This window comes from Cryobacterium sp. 10I1 (assembly GCF_035019805.1).
Taxonomy (GTDB): domain Bacteria; phylum Actinomycetota; class Actinomycetes; order Actinomycetales; family Microbacteriaceae; genus Cryobacterium; species Cryobacterium glucosi.
In genome coordinates this window covers 1-17516 of the sequence record NZ_JASJVF010000053.1, presented here as the reverse complement: position 1 = coordinate 17516, position 17516 = coordinate 1, and the positions used below count along the sequence as shown (strand labels likewise).

Genomic DNA, 17516 nt, shown 5'->3' with positions numbered 1-17516 from the left:
GGGTAGACGACAGTGTCGGCGTGGGTTCCGCGGTCGCCGTCGCCGCCGGAATCGGAGTGGGCGTTGGTTCCGGGGTCTCCGTCGGTGTCGGTGTCGACGTCGGAAGAGGAGCGGGCGTTGGTTCGGGCGTCGGCGTCGGTGTCGACGTCGGAAGAGGAGCGGGCGTTGGTTCCGGCGTCGCCGTCGGCGCGGGCTCTGGCGACGGTGCCAGAGTGGGCGTGGGCTCCGGTATCGCCGTCGGTGTTGCCGTCGCCGTCGTCGTCGTCGCAGGCGTTGGATCGGGCGAGGGCGTGGGTATCGGATCCGGCGTGACTGCGGTCGTTGCAACCGGAACCGGCTGGTCCACGGGCTGCGCGGCGTCCGCCCGTGCCGGCGTCGGCATCCCCGTGATCACGAGCACGACGATCGCGATCGTTGCGAGCGGAGGCGCCAGTCGGGAGGCCGGGTGAGTTTCCGCACGGCGGCTGATCCGACGGACACCTCGTGGTGCACTCATGAGCCTCCGCAATCCAGCTTCGGGTGATGGACGGGCAGATCGACCGGGTCGATGCCCGGCCATCGTGACACGGACCGGCCCGGGCAACAAGCGCGGCACGGGGGTTTGCCACGCCGGACTCCGGGGAGGATGGGCTCCCATCGTGACCACCGCACCCTGGGCCGACAAGCCTCACGCTGGGGGTGCCCGACCACCCAATTCAGGGGGCAGGGGTGCTCGCCCCCCAATTTTGGGGAGACGAGCATCCCTCAGGTGCGGCTTGGTCGCCAGGTCGCGTCCGACCAGCATGGAGCCTTCCAGACGTTGGAGGTCACCATGGAATCGACGAGAGACTTGTCCGGGTTCACGCCGTCGAGGCGGCCTCTGTGGCAGCGGATTGTGATCGCCGCCACTGCCGTGGTCATGCCGATAGCGATGCTCTCGGCTCCGCCCGCGCTGCCCGCCGAGGCCGCGACGACGAGCAGCCTGACGCTGAACGTGATCAGCGCACGCACGGAGCCTCGCGCCTTCTCGGGTGCGGGAGTCGCCAAGGGTGCCGCCATCCCGAACTTCACCTACATGATCAACGAGGACAACACCGGTTCGACCGTCCAGCGGACGCCGGCGCTCGGTTCCGGCTGCAACACCCTCGACGCCGGGTATCCGGGCTCCTGCGAGTGGACGTCGATCAGGGAGACTCCGCACACCACGAGCCCGATCGTGCGCCAGGGCGACCAAGCCGACTTCGCCAGCGGCCTGGCCCTGCCGAACGGGCGTTACCTGATCTCTGTGCTCTCCGACGGCTACAAGATCGACGGCGCGCACTTCACCGTTCCGCTCGCCGACCCGGGTCTCGTCACCGTCGAACTGCAGCCGACGCCCCTTCCCGACTCGACGCTCCGGGCGCAGATCTTCCAGGACAGCGCGACGACCAACGGGACCCTCGACCAGGGCGAGCCGGGCCTGGCCGGCTTCACCGGCCACATCGCCGACACCCTCGGCGAGGTGCAGACCGACGTCTATGGCAACCCCCTGTGCACCGTGTACCAGGGTGAGGACCCGATCAGCCACGTGATCCCCTTGGCCAGCCTCGACGCGGGCATGCTCCCCGTGCCGATCGCGGGGTCAGGCGGCCACTGCGTCAGCGATGCCGACGGCATCCTGACCATGCCCCACCTGGGAAGCAACCGCTACGCGCTCACCGCCTCGGCCCCGCCCAACCAGACCTGGATCCAGACCACGACCCTTGAAGGAAACCACGACTTCGACGCCTGGGTGATGGAGGGCAGCACCGGATACGACACCGAGGCCCTGCTGGCCGGCGAACCCGTACCCGGGCCGATCTTCGGATTCGTGAAGCCCACGAACACCCTGACCGCCGGCTCGGGCCACATCACAGGCGCGGTCGTCAACGTCAAGCAGTACAGCCCGCCCAAGGGCGGCGACTTCAACCACTGGCTCGGTCTGACCGGGAGCAAGATGGGCAAGCCGATCGTCAACCCGTGGCTCTCGCTCAGCGACCTGCAGGCCGGCGACCAGGCAGTCTGGGTGGGTCACGGCGGCACGGACGGCACCTTCGACATCTCGGGCGTGCCCGACGGCAACTACAGCCTGAGCTGGTGGGACGAGCCGCAGAACCACTTCCTCGACTCGGTCAATGTGACCGTGAAGAACGGCGAGACGGTGAAGATGGGTAATCTGCCGGACAGCGGCTGGTGGACCGAATACGACGGGTACGTCTTCAACGACACCAATCGCAACGGCGTGAAAGACCCGGGCGAGACCGGCATGCCCAACTTCACGCTGACCATGCGCAAGCAGGACAACTCGCTGATGGACAGAGGGACGAACCTCGTCACCACCGACAGCACCGGGTATTACCACTTCGAGAGCGCATACCCCCTCAGCGAGTGGACCGTCATGGAAAACTTCAACAACTCCTTCTACACGACCGGTGTCACCTACCAGTCAGACAACCAGCCGACCCCGACCACGGTGAAAGGCGCCGGCGTCGACGTCAGCGTGCTCAGTATCATCGGCCTCAGCGGCACGATGGACTGGGGCGTTCACTCCTACGATTCGACAGGCGCCAACGGCATCGACCCCCGCAATGGCGGCATCGTCGGCTCGGTCAGCTACGACACGACCCGCAATGAGCTCGACCCGCAATATGCCGCATCAGAGGACTGGCAGCCTGGCGTTTCCGACGTGCCCGTTGAGCTCTGGTCCACGGTCGACTGCGGCACGACGACCGCACCGTGTGGTGGCACGAACGACGCGTTCGAGCTCGCGCCGGACGGGTCGTTGGCCAAGGGGAAGCTGCTGAACACCTACCTCTCCGAACACTGGAGCCGCCCGACCGGATGCGTAGCCCGGGATGTCGACGGCAAGCCTCTCGTCCACGCCGCAGACAACTCCGTGGCCTTCGACGAGAACGTGCTCGCGCCGAATCAGGAGACATCGGGAGAGTGCATCTCAAGCTTCATCCAGGGCGTTCAGTTCGGGCCGTACCCGACTGACCAGGGCACATCGGCGGCCAACTTCGGTGCGGCCGTTGACGGCAACTATGGCTTCGCCGACGCCTGCACAGGCACGTTGATCGCCACAGATCCGGCCAACCCCGTGTGCGACGGCGGAACCTTCCAGCCGCTCGGAAGCGGCGATTACCTGGTCAAGATCGCTATCCCGCAGGATGCCACCGGCGACCCCCTGTACAAGGTGACCAGCGAGACAGACATCAACATCGCCAACGGCGATCAGATTGTTCCGCAGGTGCCGCCGCCGGCATGCGCAGGAACGCTCCACACCGTCGACCTCGCGGGCAGCAAGACGGACAACTACCCCGCAGTGGTCGGCGACGGCACCAACGGGGTCCCCGTCGGGGTCACCGTGCCGGCCTCGACAGCAGTCTCGAACCCCCCGTTCCTGGGCATGGGTGGGTCGCCCTATGAAGGCGCAGCCAAGCCGACCTGCGACACCAAACTGGTGCGGGTGAACAACGGCAAGTCCGTCGTGCCCATGTTCAACATCTTCACGGATGTCCCCGTCCCGGCCCGTCTGCGCGGCCTGATCGTGGACGACATCAACTTCTCCACCGACCCGCGGTCCACGCTCTTCGGGGAGAAGACGGGTGTGTCCTTCGCACCGGTCGGGATCTATGACTTCGCCAACCGGCTGGTCACGACCGTCGAGTCCGATTTCAACGGCGCGTACGACGTGCTGCTGCCCTCGACGAACCACATCAGCTGCCCGACCCCCTCGGGTGTCTGCGCCAACATGTACCGCTTCGTGGGCAACGACCCCGGTGTCCCCGGGCATCTGAACGCAAACTACAACCCCCGATATCGCTCGATCGCGACCGAGTTCGAGGCATTCCCCGGCGTGACCATTCCGACCGACCTCGCCCCGACCCAGGTCGGCGTGTATGTCGGGTCACCGACCACCGGGGTCAACACGGCGGTGACCTGCGCCCTCGACGCCGCCACACCACAGCTTCTGAGCGTGTCGCAACCGTACGTGGCCGCAACGGGCAGCCGCTCCTTCACCATCGCCGGGACCGGCTTCGGCGCGGCCCAGGGCACGGGCCACGTCAATCTGGGCACGACAACGCTCGACATCACCGCGTGGAGCGACACGTCGATCACAGCCAGCGTGCCTGTCGCAGCCCCGGTCGGGGCGCAGCAGCTCACGATCACATCGGGCAACGGGCAAAGCACCATCAACGGGCTCAGCTTCCATGTGCTCGGAACCGGCTACAACCCTGCCGTTCGAGAGGTCGGCCCCGGCCGCACCCACGCAACGATCCAGGCCGCACTGGACGCCGCGTTCGCCAACAACGGCGATGACCTGGTCATCGTGTACCCGGCAACGCCCACCGCGGCCAACCCCCGCGGCGCATACTATGAGAACCTGGTCGTCTCCTCTCCGGTCAAGCTGCAGGGTGTCGGGTCCGGCGGCTTCCAGGGCACCACCTTCGTGCCGGGATCGATCATCGACGCCGGCGCGTTCGGCGGAGACACCGCCCTCGCAACGGCCTGGTTCACCAAGGTCGGCGGCCTGACCTGGGACGGCAACCAGGCGGTGAACGACGGCGAAGCGATCTACGTGCTGGCGTCGGCGAACGCCACAACGGCACCGGGTGCAGCACGCCAGTTCACCAGCGGATTCACGGCAGCAATCGATGGCTTCGACATCCGCGGCGGCGACCAGGTGGGCTTCCCCGGCAACATCGACGCCCTCACCGGCGGGCCGACCGGCCTGCCGCCGAACATCACGACGCAGGGCGGAGCCATCTTCGCCAACGCGTACGTGCGCTCCCTCCAGATCACCAACAACGTCGTGCAGAACAATGGCGGCGGTTACGGGACCATCCGGATCGGAACGCCAGACCTGGCCGCGCCGAACACGAGCAACCACAACGAGAACGTGCGGATCGCCAACAACCGGGTCATTGCCAACGCGGGCACCAACCTGGCGGGCGGCATCGGCCTCTTCGCAGGGTCCGACGGCTATGAGGTCTCCGGCAACGACATCTGCGGCAACTTCTCGCTGGAGTACGGCGGCGGGCTGAGCGCATACGGCCTGAGCCCCGGCGGCAAGATCCACCACAACCGCATCTACTTCAACTCGTCCAACGACGAGGGTGGAGCGATCATGATCGCCGGGCAACTGCCGGCGACAGTCGGTGCGCTCTCGCCCGGTTCCGGTCCGGTGGACATCTACGCCAACCAGATCCAGGCCAACATGGCCAATGACGACGGTGGCGGCATCCGTTTCCTGATGGCCGGCAACTTCCCGATGAATGTCTACAACAACATGATCGTCAACAACGTGTCCACCCACGAGGGCGGCGGCGTCGGCATCAACGACGCCCCGAACGTGCGGGTCTACAACAACACGATCATGAAGAACCTGACGACGGCCACAGCGGTGACCTCGGACGGCCAACCGGCCCCTGCCGGCCTGGCGACCTCGGCCAACAGCGACCAGCTGCAGGCCACACTCCCGGCCGGCTCGCCGACCTTCAGCAACCCGGTGTCGTTCAACAACATCTTCTGGGACAACCGGGCCGGCACCCGGGCAGGCACAACGGTCACCGGCATCGGCCTGGCCGGCGCAGCCGACATCAACAACTGGGATCTCGGTGTGGCCGACGGCACCGGGGTGCTCGCGCCGACCAACTCGGTCGTCCAGCAGAGCGCCGCTTCCCATGCGTACACGACCAGTCCGACTAACAGCTCTGCCGATCCCGCAGTGGTCTCGACCTATGACGTCTCCGTTTCCTTCGCCACGTGGCGTCAGAACCCTGCGTTCGTGGACGCCACGCTCGTCACCCTGCAAGCGCCGCCGAACCTGCTCGGTAACTACCACCTGGGCGCCTGCCCCGGCTCACCCGCCTGCAACCTCGGCGCGGCAAGCACAGCAGGCGTGAACGCGCCGGCCACGGACTTCGACAACCAGGCCCGGCCGGCACTGGGCGGCTTCGACAGCGGCGCGGACGAGTTCGGCGCGACGACAACGCCTCCGCCTGCCTCGGACCTGTACTTCTCGACAGCAGGAAACACCAACCCGCCCGGCGTGTCCGGCACCGCTGACGACGCCGACATCCACGTCTGGAACGGCACCGCGTTCAGCCGGTCGATCGATCTGTCTGCAGCGCCGTACAACGTCCCGAGCAGTGCTGACACGGATGGTTTCTCCCGAGTGGATGCCACCCACTTCTATGCCTCGTTCTCCGGGAACGTCACCCTGCCCGGGATCGGCAGCGTGTCCGACGAAGACGTCGTGTACTTCGACGGCACCTCATGGTCGTTGTGGTTCGACGGCAGCGCGCACGGGCTCGTGGGCGGCATCGACATGGGCGCGATCAGTGTCATCGGGAACACGCTGTACCTCACGACGAACAACGCGGCCGTTCCTCCGGGCGCGGGCGGCACCGGCGACAATGCCGACGTCTACCGCTGGAACGGTGGCAGCTCCTACGTGCGTGTCCTGGATGCCACGGCGGCGCCGACCAACCTGCCGAACAGCGGGTCGGCCACCGGCGCGACCAACCCCAACGTCGACGGCCTCATCTGGCGGGACGCCACCCACTTCTACCTGTCGTTCAGTAACACGACCACCACGGTTCCGGGTGTCGGCGCGGTGGACGACGAGGACGTGGTCTATTTCGACGGCGCCTGGTCGATCTACTTCAACGGTGGCGCACACGGTCTGGACACGTCGGCCAACCTCGATCTGGACGCGATCTCGTTCGCCGGCGGCGCGCTGCCGCCGGCAGCACCGCCGGCCGGCCAGTCGCTGTTCTTCTCGACGCAAGGGAACAGCAACCCGCCCGGCGTCGGTGGCACCGCGGACGACGCGGACATCTACCGCTGGACCGGCAGCACGTTCGGTCGGGTCCATGACGTGACGACCGCACCATACGGCTTGCCGACCGGTGCCAATGTCGACGGCTACGACCGGGTCGACGACACCCACTTCTATCTCTCCTTCACCGGGCAGGTCGCCGTGCCCGGCATCGGGAACGTGCAGGACGAGGACGTCGTCTACTTCAACGCGGGCACCTGGTCGCTCTACTTCGACGGCAGCGTCCACGGTCTGGGCGGCAACGACAACCTGGACCTCGACGCGATCAGCGTCGTCGGCGGAATCCTGTACTTCTCCACTGTGGGCAACTCGAACCCGCCAGGTGTGGGAGGTTCCGCAGACAACGGCGACATCTACAGCTGGAACGGCACCGCATACAGCAGGGTGATCGACAGGAGCACGGCGCCATACAACCTGCCGACCAACGCCGACATCGATGGCTTCGTGCGGGTGGACGCCACCCACTTCTACATGTCGTTCAGCGCCGGCAACACGACCGTCCCGACGCTGGGGGCGGTTCAGGACGAAGACGTCGTGTATTACAACAACGGCGTCTGGTCGGTCTACTTCGACGGCACGGCGCAGGGCCTCGGCGGCAACGGCGACTTCAATGTGGATGCCTTCGATGTCCCCTGACCCGATCGACAACGCACACCGCAACGGCACCTCCGATCCCAAGGGAGACACGGGAATGATCTTCAAACAGCCTTTCAGCCGACGCGACCTCCTCAAGTTCGCCGGCGGCGCGGTGGCCATCGTCGGGACCGGCGTCTGGGCGGGCAATGTCCTGCTTCCCGAGGCCGCCATTGCGGCCATCGGGGATCCGGACCTCTACCTGGCCGGCACAGACGGGTGGATTTTCCTCCCGAAGACCCCGGCCATCCCACCGTTCCACCCCGACGTCCTCGCGCCGGACCCGTTCACGACCTACATCTTCGGGTTCCGCAACGTCACCGGCCTGAGCGACACGGCGAGGACGAACCAGAAGAACAAGGCCCAGCACTCCGCTCCGATGTTCTGGACGAAGCAATTCGACCCGGCCCACCCGGTCGATTTCACCGTGCAGCTGACCAACCTGGGCCTGGCGTTGCGGCCGGACCTGTTCGACGCCCACACCCTGCACTGGCATGGGTTCCGCAACGTGATCCCGTTCTTCGACGGTGAACCGTCCGGGTCGGTGGCCGTGAGGACCGGACGTGTCTTCTCCTACGTGTACCGGCCCCGCGAGCCGGGGACCTACATGTTCCACTGCCACGTCGAGGATGTCGAGCACGTCCAGATGGGCATGACCGGTCTGGTGTTCGTCCGTCCCCTGCAGGACGGCCAGAACATCGGTGGCCACACCCAGTTCATCTACAACGACGGTGACGGCTCGACCGGCTTCGACCGCGAGTTTGCGATGTTCCTGTCGGAGGTGTGGGCCGAGGCGCACTGGGCGGATGCTCATATCCAGCTGCCGCAGTGGAGCGATTACCGGGCCGACTTCGGCCTCCTCAACGGGCGGGTCTACCCGGACACCATCGCCCCCAATGCCCCGATCGATGCGGCGGCATCCATTCACGCTCTTGCAGTGCAGACCGACCCCGTTTCCGGCGACCTGGTCGCCCCCGTTGGGCATCCCGAGCTGCAATACCAGCCGCAGTCTTCGCTGGTGAACTGCAATGCCGGAGAGACGGTCGCGCTCCGGTTCGCGAACCTCGGATTCCGGGAGCAAGCGATGACCCTGGCCGGGATCCGGATGCGCGTGGTCGGCCGCGATGCCACCCCGATGCGTGGACGCGACGGCACCGACACGTCCTATGAGACCGAGACGATCAACATCGGCCCCGGTGAGAGCTTCGATGTGGTCTTCATCGCACCGGGGCACACGGGGCCGGGTTTCGACACGTACATGCTCTACAACCGCAACTACCCCGCGACGAACAACCTGGCCCCGGGCGGAATGGGTGGCCAGGCCACCGAGATCCGCGTGTACGCTCCCGGCGGCCTCCGCGCGCAGGCCTATCCGAACGACTTGGGAGTCTGAGAGCCATGATGAAAGGGAATGCCGTGTTGCCTGCGAAGATTCGCGCCCGCGGTGTGCGCCGGGCGGCGCTGCTGCTCGCCCTGACCCTGGTCGGGGCCACGATGGCCACGTTCACCCAGCCGGCGATCGCCGTGACCCCACCACGGGTCGGTATCGCCTGCACCACCGGGGTCGGGGGAGGTGCCACCACCCCGATCTTCAACCTGACGACCAGGACCGGATACATCAGCCTGCCCGACGGAAACACCGCCTTCATGTGGGGGTACTCCAGTGGGTTCGGCGCGTTCCAACACCCGGGTCCTGTGCTGTGCGTCAACGCCGGCGACACGGTCACCGTGATCTTGCGCAACACCCTGCCTGAGGCCGCCTCGATCGCCTTTCCGGGCCAGACGAATGTCCTGGCCAACGGGACCCCGGCGCAACCGGAGTCCACAGGCTCAAGCGCGATCACCTCGCTGACCACCACAGCCGCGGCCGGAGGCGGGACCGTCACATACAGCTTCGTGGCCGCCAACCCGGGCACCTTCGTGTACGAGTCGGGGACCAACCCCGAGAAACAGGTCCGGATGGGCCTGTTCGGGGCCCTGATCGTGCGCCCGTCGGCCGTTCCATCGGGTGGAGCGGCCGGCTCGGTCGCGAGCGAGTACGCCAACAACCGGGCGGACAGCCGCTTCAATCCCGCCGAGGAATTCATGGTGCTCCTGAGCGAGATCGACCCCTACCAGCACCAGGCGGTGGAGAACGGCAAGAGCTTCAACATGAACAACTACCACCCGCGGTATTGGCTGATCAATGGGCGCGGTTACCCGGACAGCATCGCCGACAACGGGGCCAGCTGGCTTCCGGCGCAGCCGTACGGTGCGCTCGCGCAGGTGGGTGAATTCGACCGCACGGCAGTCCCGGTCGACCAGCCCGGGATGGCCCGCTACCTGAACGTGGGCACCGAAGACTATCCGTTCCACCCGCACGGCAACAACGGCCTCGTCGTGGCCAGGGATGGCCGCCCGCTGGAGGGCCCGACGGGGGAGGACCTCGCCTTCGAGAAGTTCGCCATCAACATCGGCCCTGGGCAGACCTGGGACGTGATCTTCAAGTGGTACGACGCCGAGAATTACTCCCCGTCCAACCCGGTCCCCGTGACGGTTCCGTCGCTGGCCGACCAATCGATCGGCGTCTTCTACAGCGGAAGTCCCTACCTCGGGACCAAGGAGGCCCTGCCGCCCGGCATCCAGAGCGTGAACCAGTGCGGCGAGTACTACATCATCTCCCACAACCACGCCCTGTTCCAGATCACGTCGTGGGGCACGAACATGACCGGACCGATCACTTACATGCGCATCGATCCGCCGACGCCCAACAGCTGCGGTTGACCAGGAAGGGTGAAGAACCATGTCTCACCGGAAGAGCATGAAGAAAACCGTCTCCGCTCTCGTGACCGGGCTGGTGGCGGGAGGAGGGCTGGCCGTACTGGTGGCGCTCCTCGCGCCGGCAACGGCGGCACAGGCCGCAGCCGCGCCCTGCACCGCGCCGGGTGACCTGTACGCGGCCTCGGGATCCACGACCCTGGGGACCCAGAGCGTCGCTGTCTGGGGCTACAGCGCCACCGCCGGTTCCAGCGTGAGCCGGCCCGGCGGGCCGACACTGTGCGTCAACGCCGGCGACACGGTCACCGTCACGCTGCACAACCAGCTGACGGAAAGCACGGCCCTGCTCTTCCAAGGGCAGCAAATGGTGCCGGACCGCGTTGGTGCCGCACCAGGGGCATCCACCTCGTACACCTTCACGGCCAGCCGTCCTGGCACGTACCTCTATGAGGCCGGACTGGTTCCGAACGGCCAGCACCAGGTGGCGATGGGTCTCTATGGCGCGCTGATCGTCCGTCCCGCGATATCGGGTCAGGCATACGACGCGACCACCGCGTTCGACGACGAGGCAGTCCTGGTCATCAGTGAGATCGACCCGGCACTCAACAACGCCGCCAACCCGGCGGCCTTCGACATGCGCAAGTACGCTCCCCGGTACTCCCTGATCAACGGGAAGGCCTACCCGAACACCGACCCGATCCCGGCGACAGCCGCGGGCAACAAAGTCCTGCTCCGGTACGTCAATGCGGGCAGCCTGTACCACTCACTGGCCTCACTGGGCACAGACCAGAAGGTCATCGCCCTGGACGGCAGTCCCCTGAAGTACTCGCGTCACTACATTGCGGAGACCTTCGGTCCCGGCCAGACGGCGGACGCCGTCGTCACGACCCCTGCCGCGACTGCCTCGCTGAACCGGTTGCCGATCTACGACGGCAGCCTGCTGCTGCACAACAGCAACGCGGCCGGCGCCGGCGGGATGCTCACCTTTGTGACGGTCCCCGCGAGCGGTGTGGCGGGGCCGGACACCAGCGGACCGGCCACCAGCTCTGTCGCTTTCGCGGCAGGCACCCTGAGCGCCACCGTCAATGACACCACCACCGGTGGGTCGAGCATCGCGGGGGCCGAATACTTCATCGACACCGTGACCGGCACGGGCCTCCCGATGACGGGCAGTGGGGCCGGCAGCGTGAACGTCACCGCCTCGGTGTCCATTCCCTCCGGCCAGCACATCGTCTACGTGAGAGGCCAGGACTCCGTCGGCAACCGGGGGTTCTTCAGCTCTGTGCTGGTCACCGGCGGCGACGCCACCGGACCGACCACGAAGTCCCCGTCACTGGCACCCAGTCTCACGAACGGGGCAGGGGCTGCCGTCATCGCCGTCCACGCCACCGGGGACGACACCGCGACAGGCGGCTCGAACATCACTGCGGCCGAGTACTTCATCGATGCCGTCGGACCCAATGGTTCGGGACCGGCGCTGGCGGTCAACACTGCCGCACCGACCGCCAGCCTGGACGCCACCATCCCTGCGGCGACCGTGAACGCGCTCGCCGAAGGCACCCATGTCGTCTCGGTCCACAGCCAGGACGCAGCGGGCAACTGGGGCGCGCCGGTCACCATCAGTCTGGTGGTCGACAAGACCGCGCCCACCACCTCGGGCGTCTCGGTAGCGCCGACACCCAACAACGGCACGCTCGCGTTCAACGGCAGCCCTTCGGCCATCCGGGTGACCGTGGCGACCATGGCCGATCCGATCGCGGCCACCGTGAACAGCACCATCAGTTCAGCCGAGGCATTCCTCGACACGGTCACCGCCAATGGCTCAGGCATCGTGGTCAGGGCAACGGACGCCGTGTACAACAGCCCCTCCGAGGCCGGCTACTTCGAGATCCCACTGGCAACCATCGCCCTGCTCGCAGACGGCAACCACACCATTTCGGTGCATGCGAAGGATGCGGCGGGTAACTGGGGTGCGGTGGCGACGACGACCCTGGTGATCGATAAGGTCAAGCCTGCGGTGAGTGCGGTCACGGTGACACCGAACCCGACCGGGGGTGCCGCTTCGGTGACCCTGACGGCGCAGGCGACGGATGCCGGCACGGGTGTCACGCGTGCCGAGTGGTTCACCGGTGCCGATCCTGGTGTCGGCAACGCGACAGCGATGACGGTCACCGGGACGGGCCCGTGGACCGTGTCTTCGACCATCGATGCGCGAGGGTTCAGCGAGGGTGCCCGCACCCTGACGGTGCGGGTGCGGGATGCAGCCGGGAACTGGAGTGTGACCGCGTCGGCGGTGCTCCAGGTGCAGGCGGCACTGTCGTTCTCCACGCTGGGCAACACGAACCCGGCCGGGGTGGCCGGCACGGCCGATGACGCGGACATCTATTCCTGGAGCGGTACCGCGTTCAGCAGGGTGATCGACGCGAGTATCGCGCCGTACAACCTGCCGGGCGCTGCCAACGTTGATGGTTTCGACCGGGTCAGTCCTACCCAGTTCTATGTGTCGTTCGCGGACCCGGTGAACGTGCCGGGGATCGGCGTTGTGCAGGACGAGGACGTCGTCTTCTTCAACGGCACTTCCTGGTCGCTGTTCTTCACGGGCAGTGCGCATGGCCTGGGCGGTAACAACAACCTGGACGTGGACGCGATCAGCGTCGTCGGTTCCACGCTGTACTTCTCCACACTGGGTAACTCGAACCCGCCCGGTGTGGGTGGTACCGCCGATGATGCCGACGTCTATAGCTGGAACGGGACCGCGTACAGCCGGGTGATCGATGCGAGCGCCGCACCGTACGGCCTGCCGGCCGCCGCGAACGTGGACGGGTTCGTGCGCGTGGATGCCACCCACTTCTACCTGTCCTTCAGCGCTGACACGACGACCGTGCCGGTTCTGGGGGCGGTCCAGGACGAGGACGTCATCTACTACAACGCGGGCACCTGGTCGGTCTACTTCGATGGCACCGCTCACGGCCTCACCACCGCCAACCAGGACCTGGACGCCTTCGATGTCCCGTAGCGGAGAGGCCGTGCGGGGGCCGGTTCTGGTCAGGCCCGGCGAATCCGCACCAGGACGGTGGTTCCCTCTCCGACGGCGGACGTGATGGAGAGGGACCCTTCCGTCATCTGCACCGTGTCGCGCATGATCCGCAGTCCCAGGTGCCCACCGGGGGCCGCCGCCGCCGGGTCGAAGCCACGACCGTTGTCCCGGATCGACAGGCTCGTCGTCACAGCGTCCCCGGTGATGACGAGGTCGACGACGGAGGCGCGGGAATGCTTGACGACGTTGGCGAGGGCCTCCCTGGCGACGCGGTACAGCACGGCGATCCGGTCCTTGTCTGACGGGACATCCGGCGACAACTCGGAGTGCACGACAATGCCGGTATCGGCCACGTGGTCAAGAAGGCGCCGGAGCGCCTCGTTGAGACCGAGGCGCTCCAGGTCCGGCGGATACAGTTCGGTGGTGATGGCGCGCAGGGTACGCAGATTCCGCAGGAGGATCCCACGGGCCTGCCCGGTGAGCGCGCGCCGCTCACTCGCACCATGCCGCTCCTCCGCTTCCAGGGCGTACGACAGGCCGGCGAGGTCCTGGATCACCTCGTCGTGGAGCTCCCGGGCGATTCTTCTTCTTTCGAAGTCGGACGCGACGATGGCGTGTTGTACCAGGCGCCTTCGGGATGTCTGGCCGGCCTGGATCCGGCGGGCAAGTCCGATCGCAGGAAGGAGCTGCGCCATCTGCAGCAGGACGAGCGAGACCACGAGCACCGGGAGCACGTCCAGCATCAGCCGGGATTGGGCGTTCTGAACGGCCTCATCGTCAAAATACGCCTCGAAGATGACCGGCCATCCCGCGGCATCCGTTGCGCGGACGTTGATCTCGACCAGCTCGCCTGCCGCCGCCTCGTTCACGGTGTCCAGGCCGTTCGGCTGGCCGAGCCAGGCGTGTTCCCGCCCCCCGGAGAGGAGGTCGGGGCTCCACGCCGGGAGGGGATACGTGTCGCCGATCAGGTCCGCGCTGTCCGAATACAGGATCTTCCCGTCGCCGCTCCAGATCTTGACCCGCACCAGGGAGCCGTCTGCCATCCACGGCCTGACCCCGGAATCCACACGACTGATCGCCGATGCGTCTCCGGCCCGGACGGCATCGTCCAGGAGCGGGCCCACCGTGAAATCGGCGAGTTGATGAGTGCGCAGTATGGCTTCGGCGAGGGCACGCTGCTCGGCCTGGCCGTGGATCCAGGCGTACACCGGAATCAGTACGGCAACGAGTGTGATCACACCGATGGCGAGGAAACGCAGGACGGCGCTCCGCACCTCCGATGAATCAGCGGCCCCACCCCGGTCGCGGAGCCATCCCCGGTCGCGTGCGTCGCGGCGATGACGGATCTTAGCCATCGTCGCATGCTGGACTACGCATGCTCCCGCACCTCCAGGAGGCCCAGTTTCGTCGCGTTGACCACGGCCTGAAGCTGCGAGTGCGCGTCGAGCTTGGCGAGAATCGACTTCACATAGCCGCGGCAGGTGTTTTCGGAGATTCCGAGGATCTGGGCGTTGACCCGAACCTCAGTGCCCTCGGCCATCAGGGCGAGTACGTCCAGCTCGCGACGTGTGAGCGACGTTGACGGCTGTTCCAGGATCCGGGACTGCCGTTGGGTGCTGAGCTGAACCATGAGGGAGGGGTGTAGCGAGAAGGAGCCGATCCGCGCGTGACGGATCGTGTCGACGAGCCCGGCGAGGGACCCATCCTTGGGGAGGAAGGCGCACACGCCGAGCGCCGCCGCCTGCTCGATCACCTCCGGGCTGGGATCGCCGGTGAGCATCACAATCCGGGTCGACGGCCGCTGGGCGAGGATGAGTGCGACGGCGGCGAGTCCGCTGCCGTCCGTCAGGTGGTAATCGAGGACGATGAGATCGGGCTGGAGCTCCCGGCTCAACTCGACGGCTCTTCGTGCGCTCTGGGCTGTCCCAACCGTGCAGAGATCCGGTTCCCGGTTGAGCGCGCCTGCGAGCAGCTCGGTGAACGTGGTGTGGTCGTCGGCGAGCAGGATGCGAATCATTGTTCCCCCGGGTCGGTCGCTGCCCTGTCGGGAACTGGACTACCTGCGTGATCAGGTGATCATCATGGCCTCACCTGGCCGGTTCGTCCATGCGTCGCGATACCCCCGTTCGGGACGAACCGGGCGCCCGTCGAGCACTCAGGCCAGCGGCCCCGTGACGGATGCCGCGGCATCCGCGACCGCGCCCGTCGCGACGATCTGAACGACGGCTTCGATCTCGGGGGAGAGGAAGCGGTCGTGCCCCGGACCCTCGGCAACGGTGCGGACGAGGTCGCGCACGGCGCCGGTCGCGGCCCCCGGCATGAGCGGCGCGCGCAGGTCGAGCGACCGGGCGGCAGTCATGATCTCGATCGCGAGCACCCGCTCGAGACCGTCGAGGGAGCGGCGGAGCTTGCGGGCTGCGGCCCACCCCATCGAGACGTGGTCCTCCTGCATCGCCGAGGACGGGATCGAGTCGACAGAGGCCGGCACGGCGAGGCGCTTGAGCTCCGAGACGATCCCGGCGGCGGTGTACTGCGCGATCATCAGGCCGGAGTCGACGCCGACCTCGTGCGCGAGGAACGGCGGCAGGCCCTTGTTACGGTGCGCGTCGAGGTGACGGTCGGTGCGGCGCTCGCTCATGCTCGCGACGTCCGCGGCGGCGATCGCGAGGAAGTCGAGCACGTAGCCGACCGGGGCGCCGTGGAAGTTGCCGTTGGACATCACCCGGCCGTCGAGGGTGACCACCGGGTTGTCGACCGCGCTCGCGAGTTCGCGCCCGGCGATCAGGGCGGCGTGGTCTGCGGTGTCGCGGGCGGCGCCGTGCACCTGCGGGGAGCAGCGCAGCGAGTAGGCGTCCTGGACGGTGGGGTCCTCCGGGCCGGCGTGGAAGGCGAGCAGGGGGGAGCCCGCGAGGATCGCGCGGAGGTTGCCGGCGCTCGCAGCCTGGCCGAGCTGGGGCCGCAGCGCCTGCAGGTCGGCGGCGAAGGTCGCATCCGTGCCGAGCAGCGCCTCGACGCTCATCGCCGCGGCGATATCGGCGGTCGTGAGGAGTCGGCTCAGGTCGGTCAGGGCGAGGACGAGCATGCCGAGCATGCCGTCGGTGCCGTTGATCAGGGCGAGGCCTTCCTTCTCGGCGAGCACGACCGGGGTGATTCCGGCCGCGGCGAGGGCCTCCCCGCCGCCCATCAGTGTGCCGCTGGCGTCGCGCACCCGGCCCTCGCCCATCACCGCGAGGGCGCAGTGGGCGAGCGGGGCGAGGTCGCCCGAGCAACCGAGCGACCCGTATTCGTGCACGACCGGGGTGATGCCGGCGTTGAGCACGGCGGCATAGGCCTCGGCCGTCGCGGGGCGCACTCCGGTGCGTCCGGTCATCAGGGTCGAGAGCCGCAGCAGCATGAGCGAGCGCACGACCTCGCGTTCGACCTCCGGCCCGCTGCCGGCGGCGTGGGAGCGCACGAGGCTCGCCTGCAGCTGGGCGCGGCGGTCGCTCGTGATGAACGTCGACGCGAGCGCGCCGAAGCCGGTGGAGATGCCGTAGTGCGGATTCACGTCGCTCGCAAGCCCGTCGATGATGGCACGGGTTTCCGCAACGCCGGCGAGCGCGGCCGGATCGAGCACGATGCGCGCGTCGAGGCGGGCGACGGCGACGACGTCGGCGAACGAGACCGCGCCAGCTCCGACGGTGACCGTGGCTGTGGCTGTGGCTGTGATGCGTGTGGCGGTGGATGCTGCGGCCGGGTGGATGCCCGCGGTGACGGATTCTTCGGTGTGGCTCATGTTTCGATTGCACACCCTGCGCGGCCGCCAGGGGACACGGATACACTCGAATCTGTCCGGTATACCGGACATCTGGCGCACGAGGCCGGCAGGAAAGGGGCAACCGGATGGTGGTCACACCGAAGGTCCCTGCCGCCCGGAACACCCTGCGGCTGCTCTCCCACCTTGCCGCCCAGCGAGGTCCGGCCCGGGCGAGCGCGATCGCGACGGCCCTCGACCTGCCGCGGTCGACGGTGTACCAGCTGCTCGCCGTGCTCGTCGAGCAGGGTTTCGTCGTGCACCTCCCCGAGGAACGCCGCTACGGCCTCGGCGTCGCGGCCTTCGAGCTCAGCACCGGATTCTCCCGCCAGCAGCCGCTGTCCCACCTCGGCCGCCCCCTCGTCGCGCAGCTCGTCGACCGGCTCGGCGAGAGCGCGCACCTCGTCGTGCTGCACGGCCGGGACGTGGTCTACCTCGTCGAGGAGCGCGCG

10 protein-coding genes are annotated in these 17516 nt (G+C 67.5%); 6 read left to right on the top strand and 4 right to left on the bottom strand.

Annotation, left to right across the window (positions count from 1 at the left end; translation table 11 throughout):
• Positions 1-449, top strand: a 449-nt coding sequence (locus tag QN345_RS07255) for a hypothetical protein (RefSeq protein ID WP_323508540.1), incomplete at its 5' end; no start/stop codon positions are given.
• A gap of 295 nt (positions 450-744) precedes the next feature.
• Here the strand turns inward: QN345_RS07255 and QN345_RS07250 are convergent.
• A complete protein-coding gene (locus tag QN345_RS07250; RefSeq protein WP_322136769.1) occupies positions 745-900 on the bottom strand; it encodes a hypothetical protein in 156 nt (51 codons plus the stop codon).
• On the opposite strand from QN345_RS07250, the gene QN345_RS07245 reads away from it, so the two are divergent.
• Genes QN345_RS07245 through QN345_RS07230 form a run of 4 tightly spaced genes read left to right on the top strand, consistent with a single transcriptional unit; the run spans position 899 to position 13250 of the window.
• Complete coding sequence (locus QN345_RS07245; RefSeq protein WP_323508539.1) at positions 899-7480, top strand: SdrD B-like domain-containing protein; 6582 nt, start codon at positions 899-901, stop codon at positions 7478-7480. The two genes, QN345_RS07250 and QN345_RS07245, sit on opposite strands and share 2 nt — an antisense overlap.
• Positions 7470-8870 carry a multicopper oxidase domain-containing protein gene (locus tag QN345_RS07240; RefSeq protein WP_322189180.1) on the top strand — a complete coding sequence of 467 codons (1401 nt, stop codon included), beginning with the start codon at positions 7470-7472 and terminating at the stop codon, positions 8868-8870. Before QN345_RS07245 ends, QN345_RS07240 begins: the two co-directional genes overlap by 11 nt.
• A gap of 5 nt (positions 8871-8875) precedes the next feature.
• Positions 8876-10240, top strand: coding sequence for a multicopper oxidase domain-containing protein (locus QN345_RS07235; RefSeq protein ID WP_134560314.1), 1365 nt, complete (start codon positions 8876-8878; stop codon positions 10238-10240).
• A 37-nt stretch (positions 10241-10277) separates the two neighbouring features.
• Positions 10278-13250, top strand: coding sequence for a multicopper oxidase domain-containing protein (locus QN345_RS07230; protein WP_322189182.1), 2973 nt, complete (start codon positions 10278-10280; stop codon positions 13248-13250).
• A 29-nt stretch (positions 13251-13279) separates the two neighbouring features.
• On the opposite strand, the gene QN345_RS07225 is transcribed toward QN345_RS07230, so the two are convergent.
• The 3 genes from QN345_RS07225 to hutH form a co-directional block, all read right to left on the bottom strand.
• Complete coding sequence (locus QN345_RS07225; RefSeq protein WP_322189184.1) at positions 13280-14626, bottom strand: sensor histidine kinase; 1347 nt, start codon at positions 14624-14626, stop codon at positions 13280-13282.
• A gap of 14 nt (positions 14627-14640) precedes the next feature.
• Positions 14641-15288 (bottom strand): response regulator, encoded by a 648-nt coding sequence (locus QN345_RS07220; protein ID WP_134560427.1) that lies wholly within the window; start codon positions 15286-15288, stop codon positions 14641-14643.
• A gap of 138 nt (positions 15289-15426) precedes the next feature.
• Entirely contained in the window at positions 15427-16980 is a 1554-nt protein-coding gene (gene hutH / locus QN345_RS07215; RefSeq protein ID WP_241984975.1) for a histidine ammonia-lyase, read from the bottom strand.
• A 173-nt stretch (positions 16981-17153) separates the two neighbouring features.
• On the opposite strand from hutH, the gene QN345_RS07210 reads away from it, so the two are divergent.
• Positions 17154-17516: IclR family transcriptional regulator (locus QN345_RS07210; RefSeq protein WP_323508538.1), on the top strand; the 363-nt coding region annotated here is incomplete at its 3' end.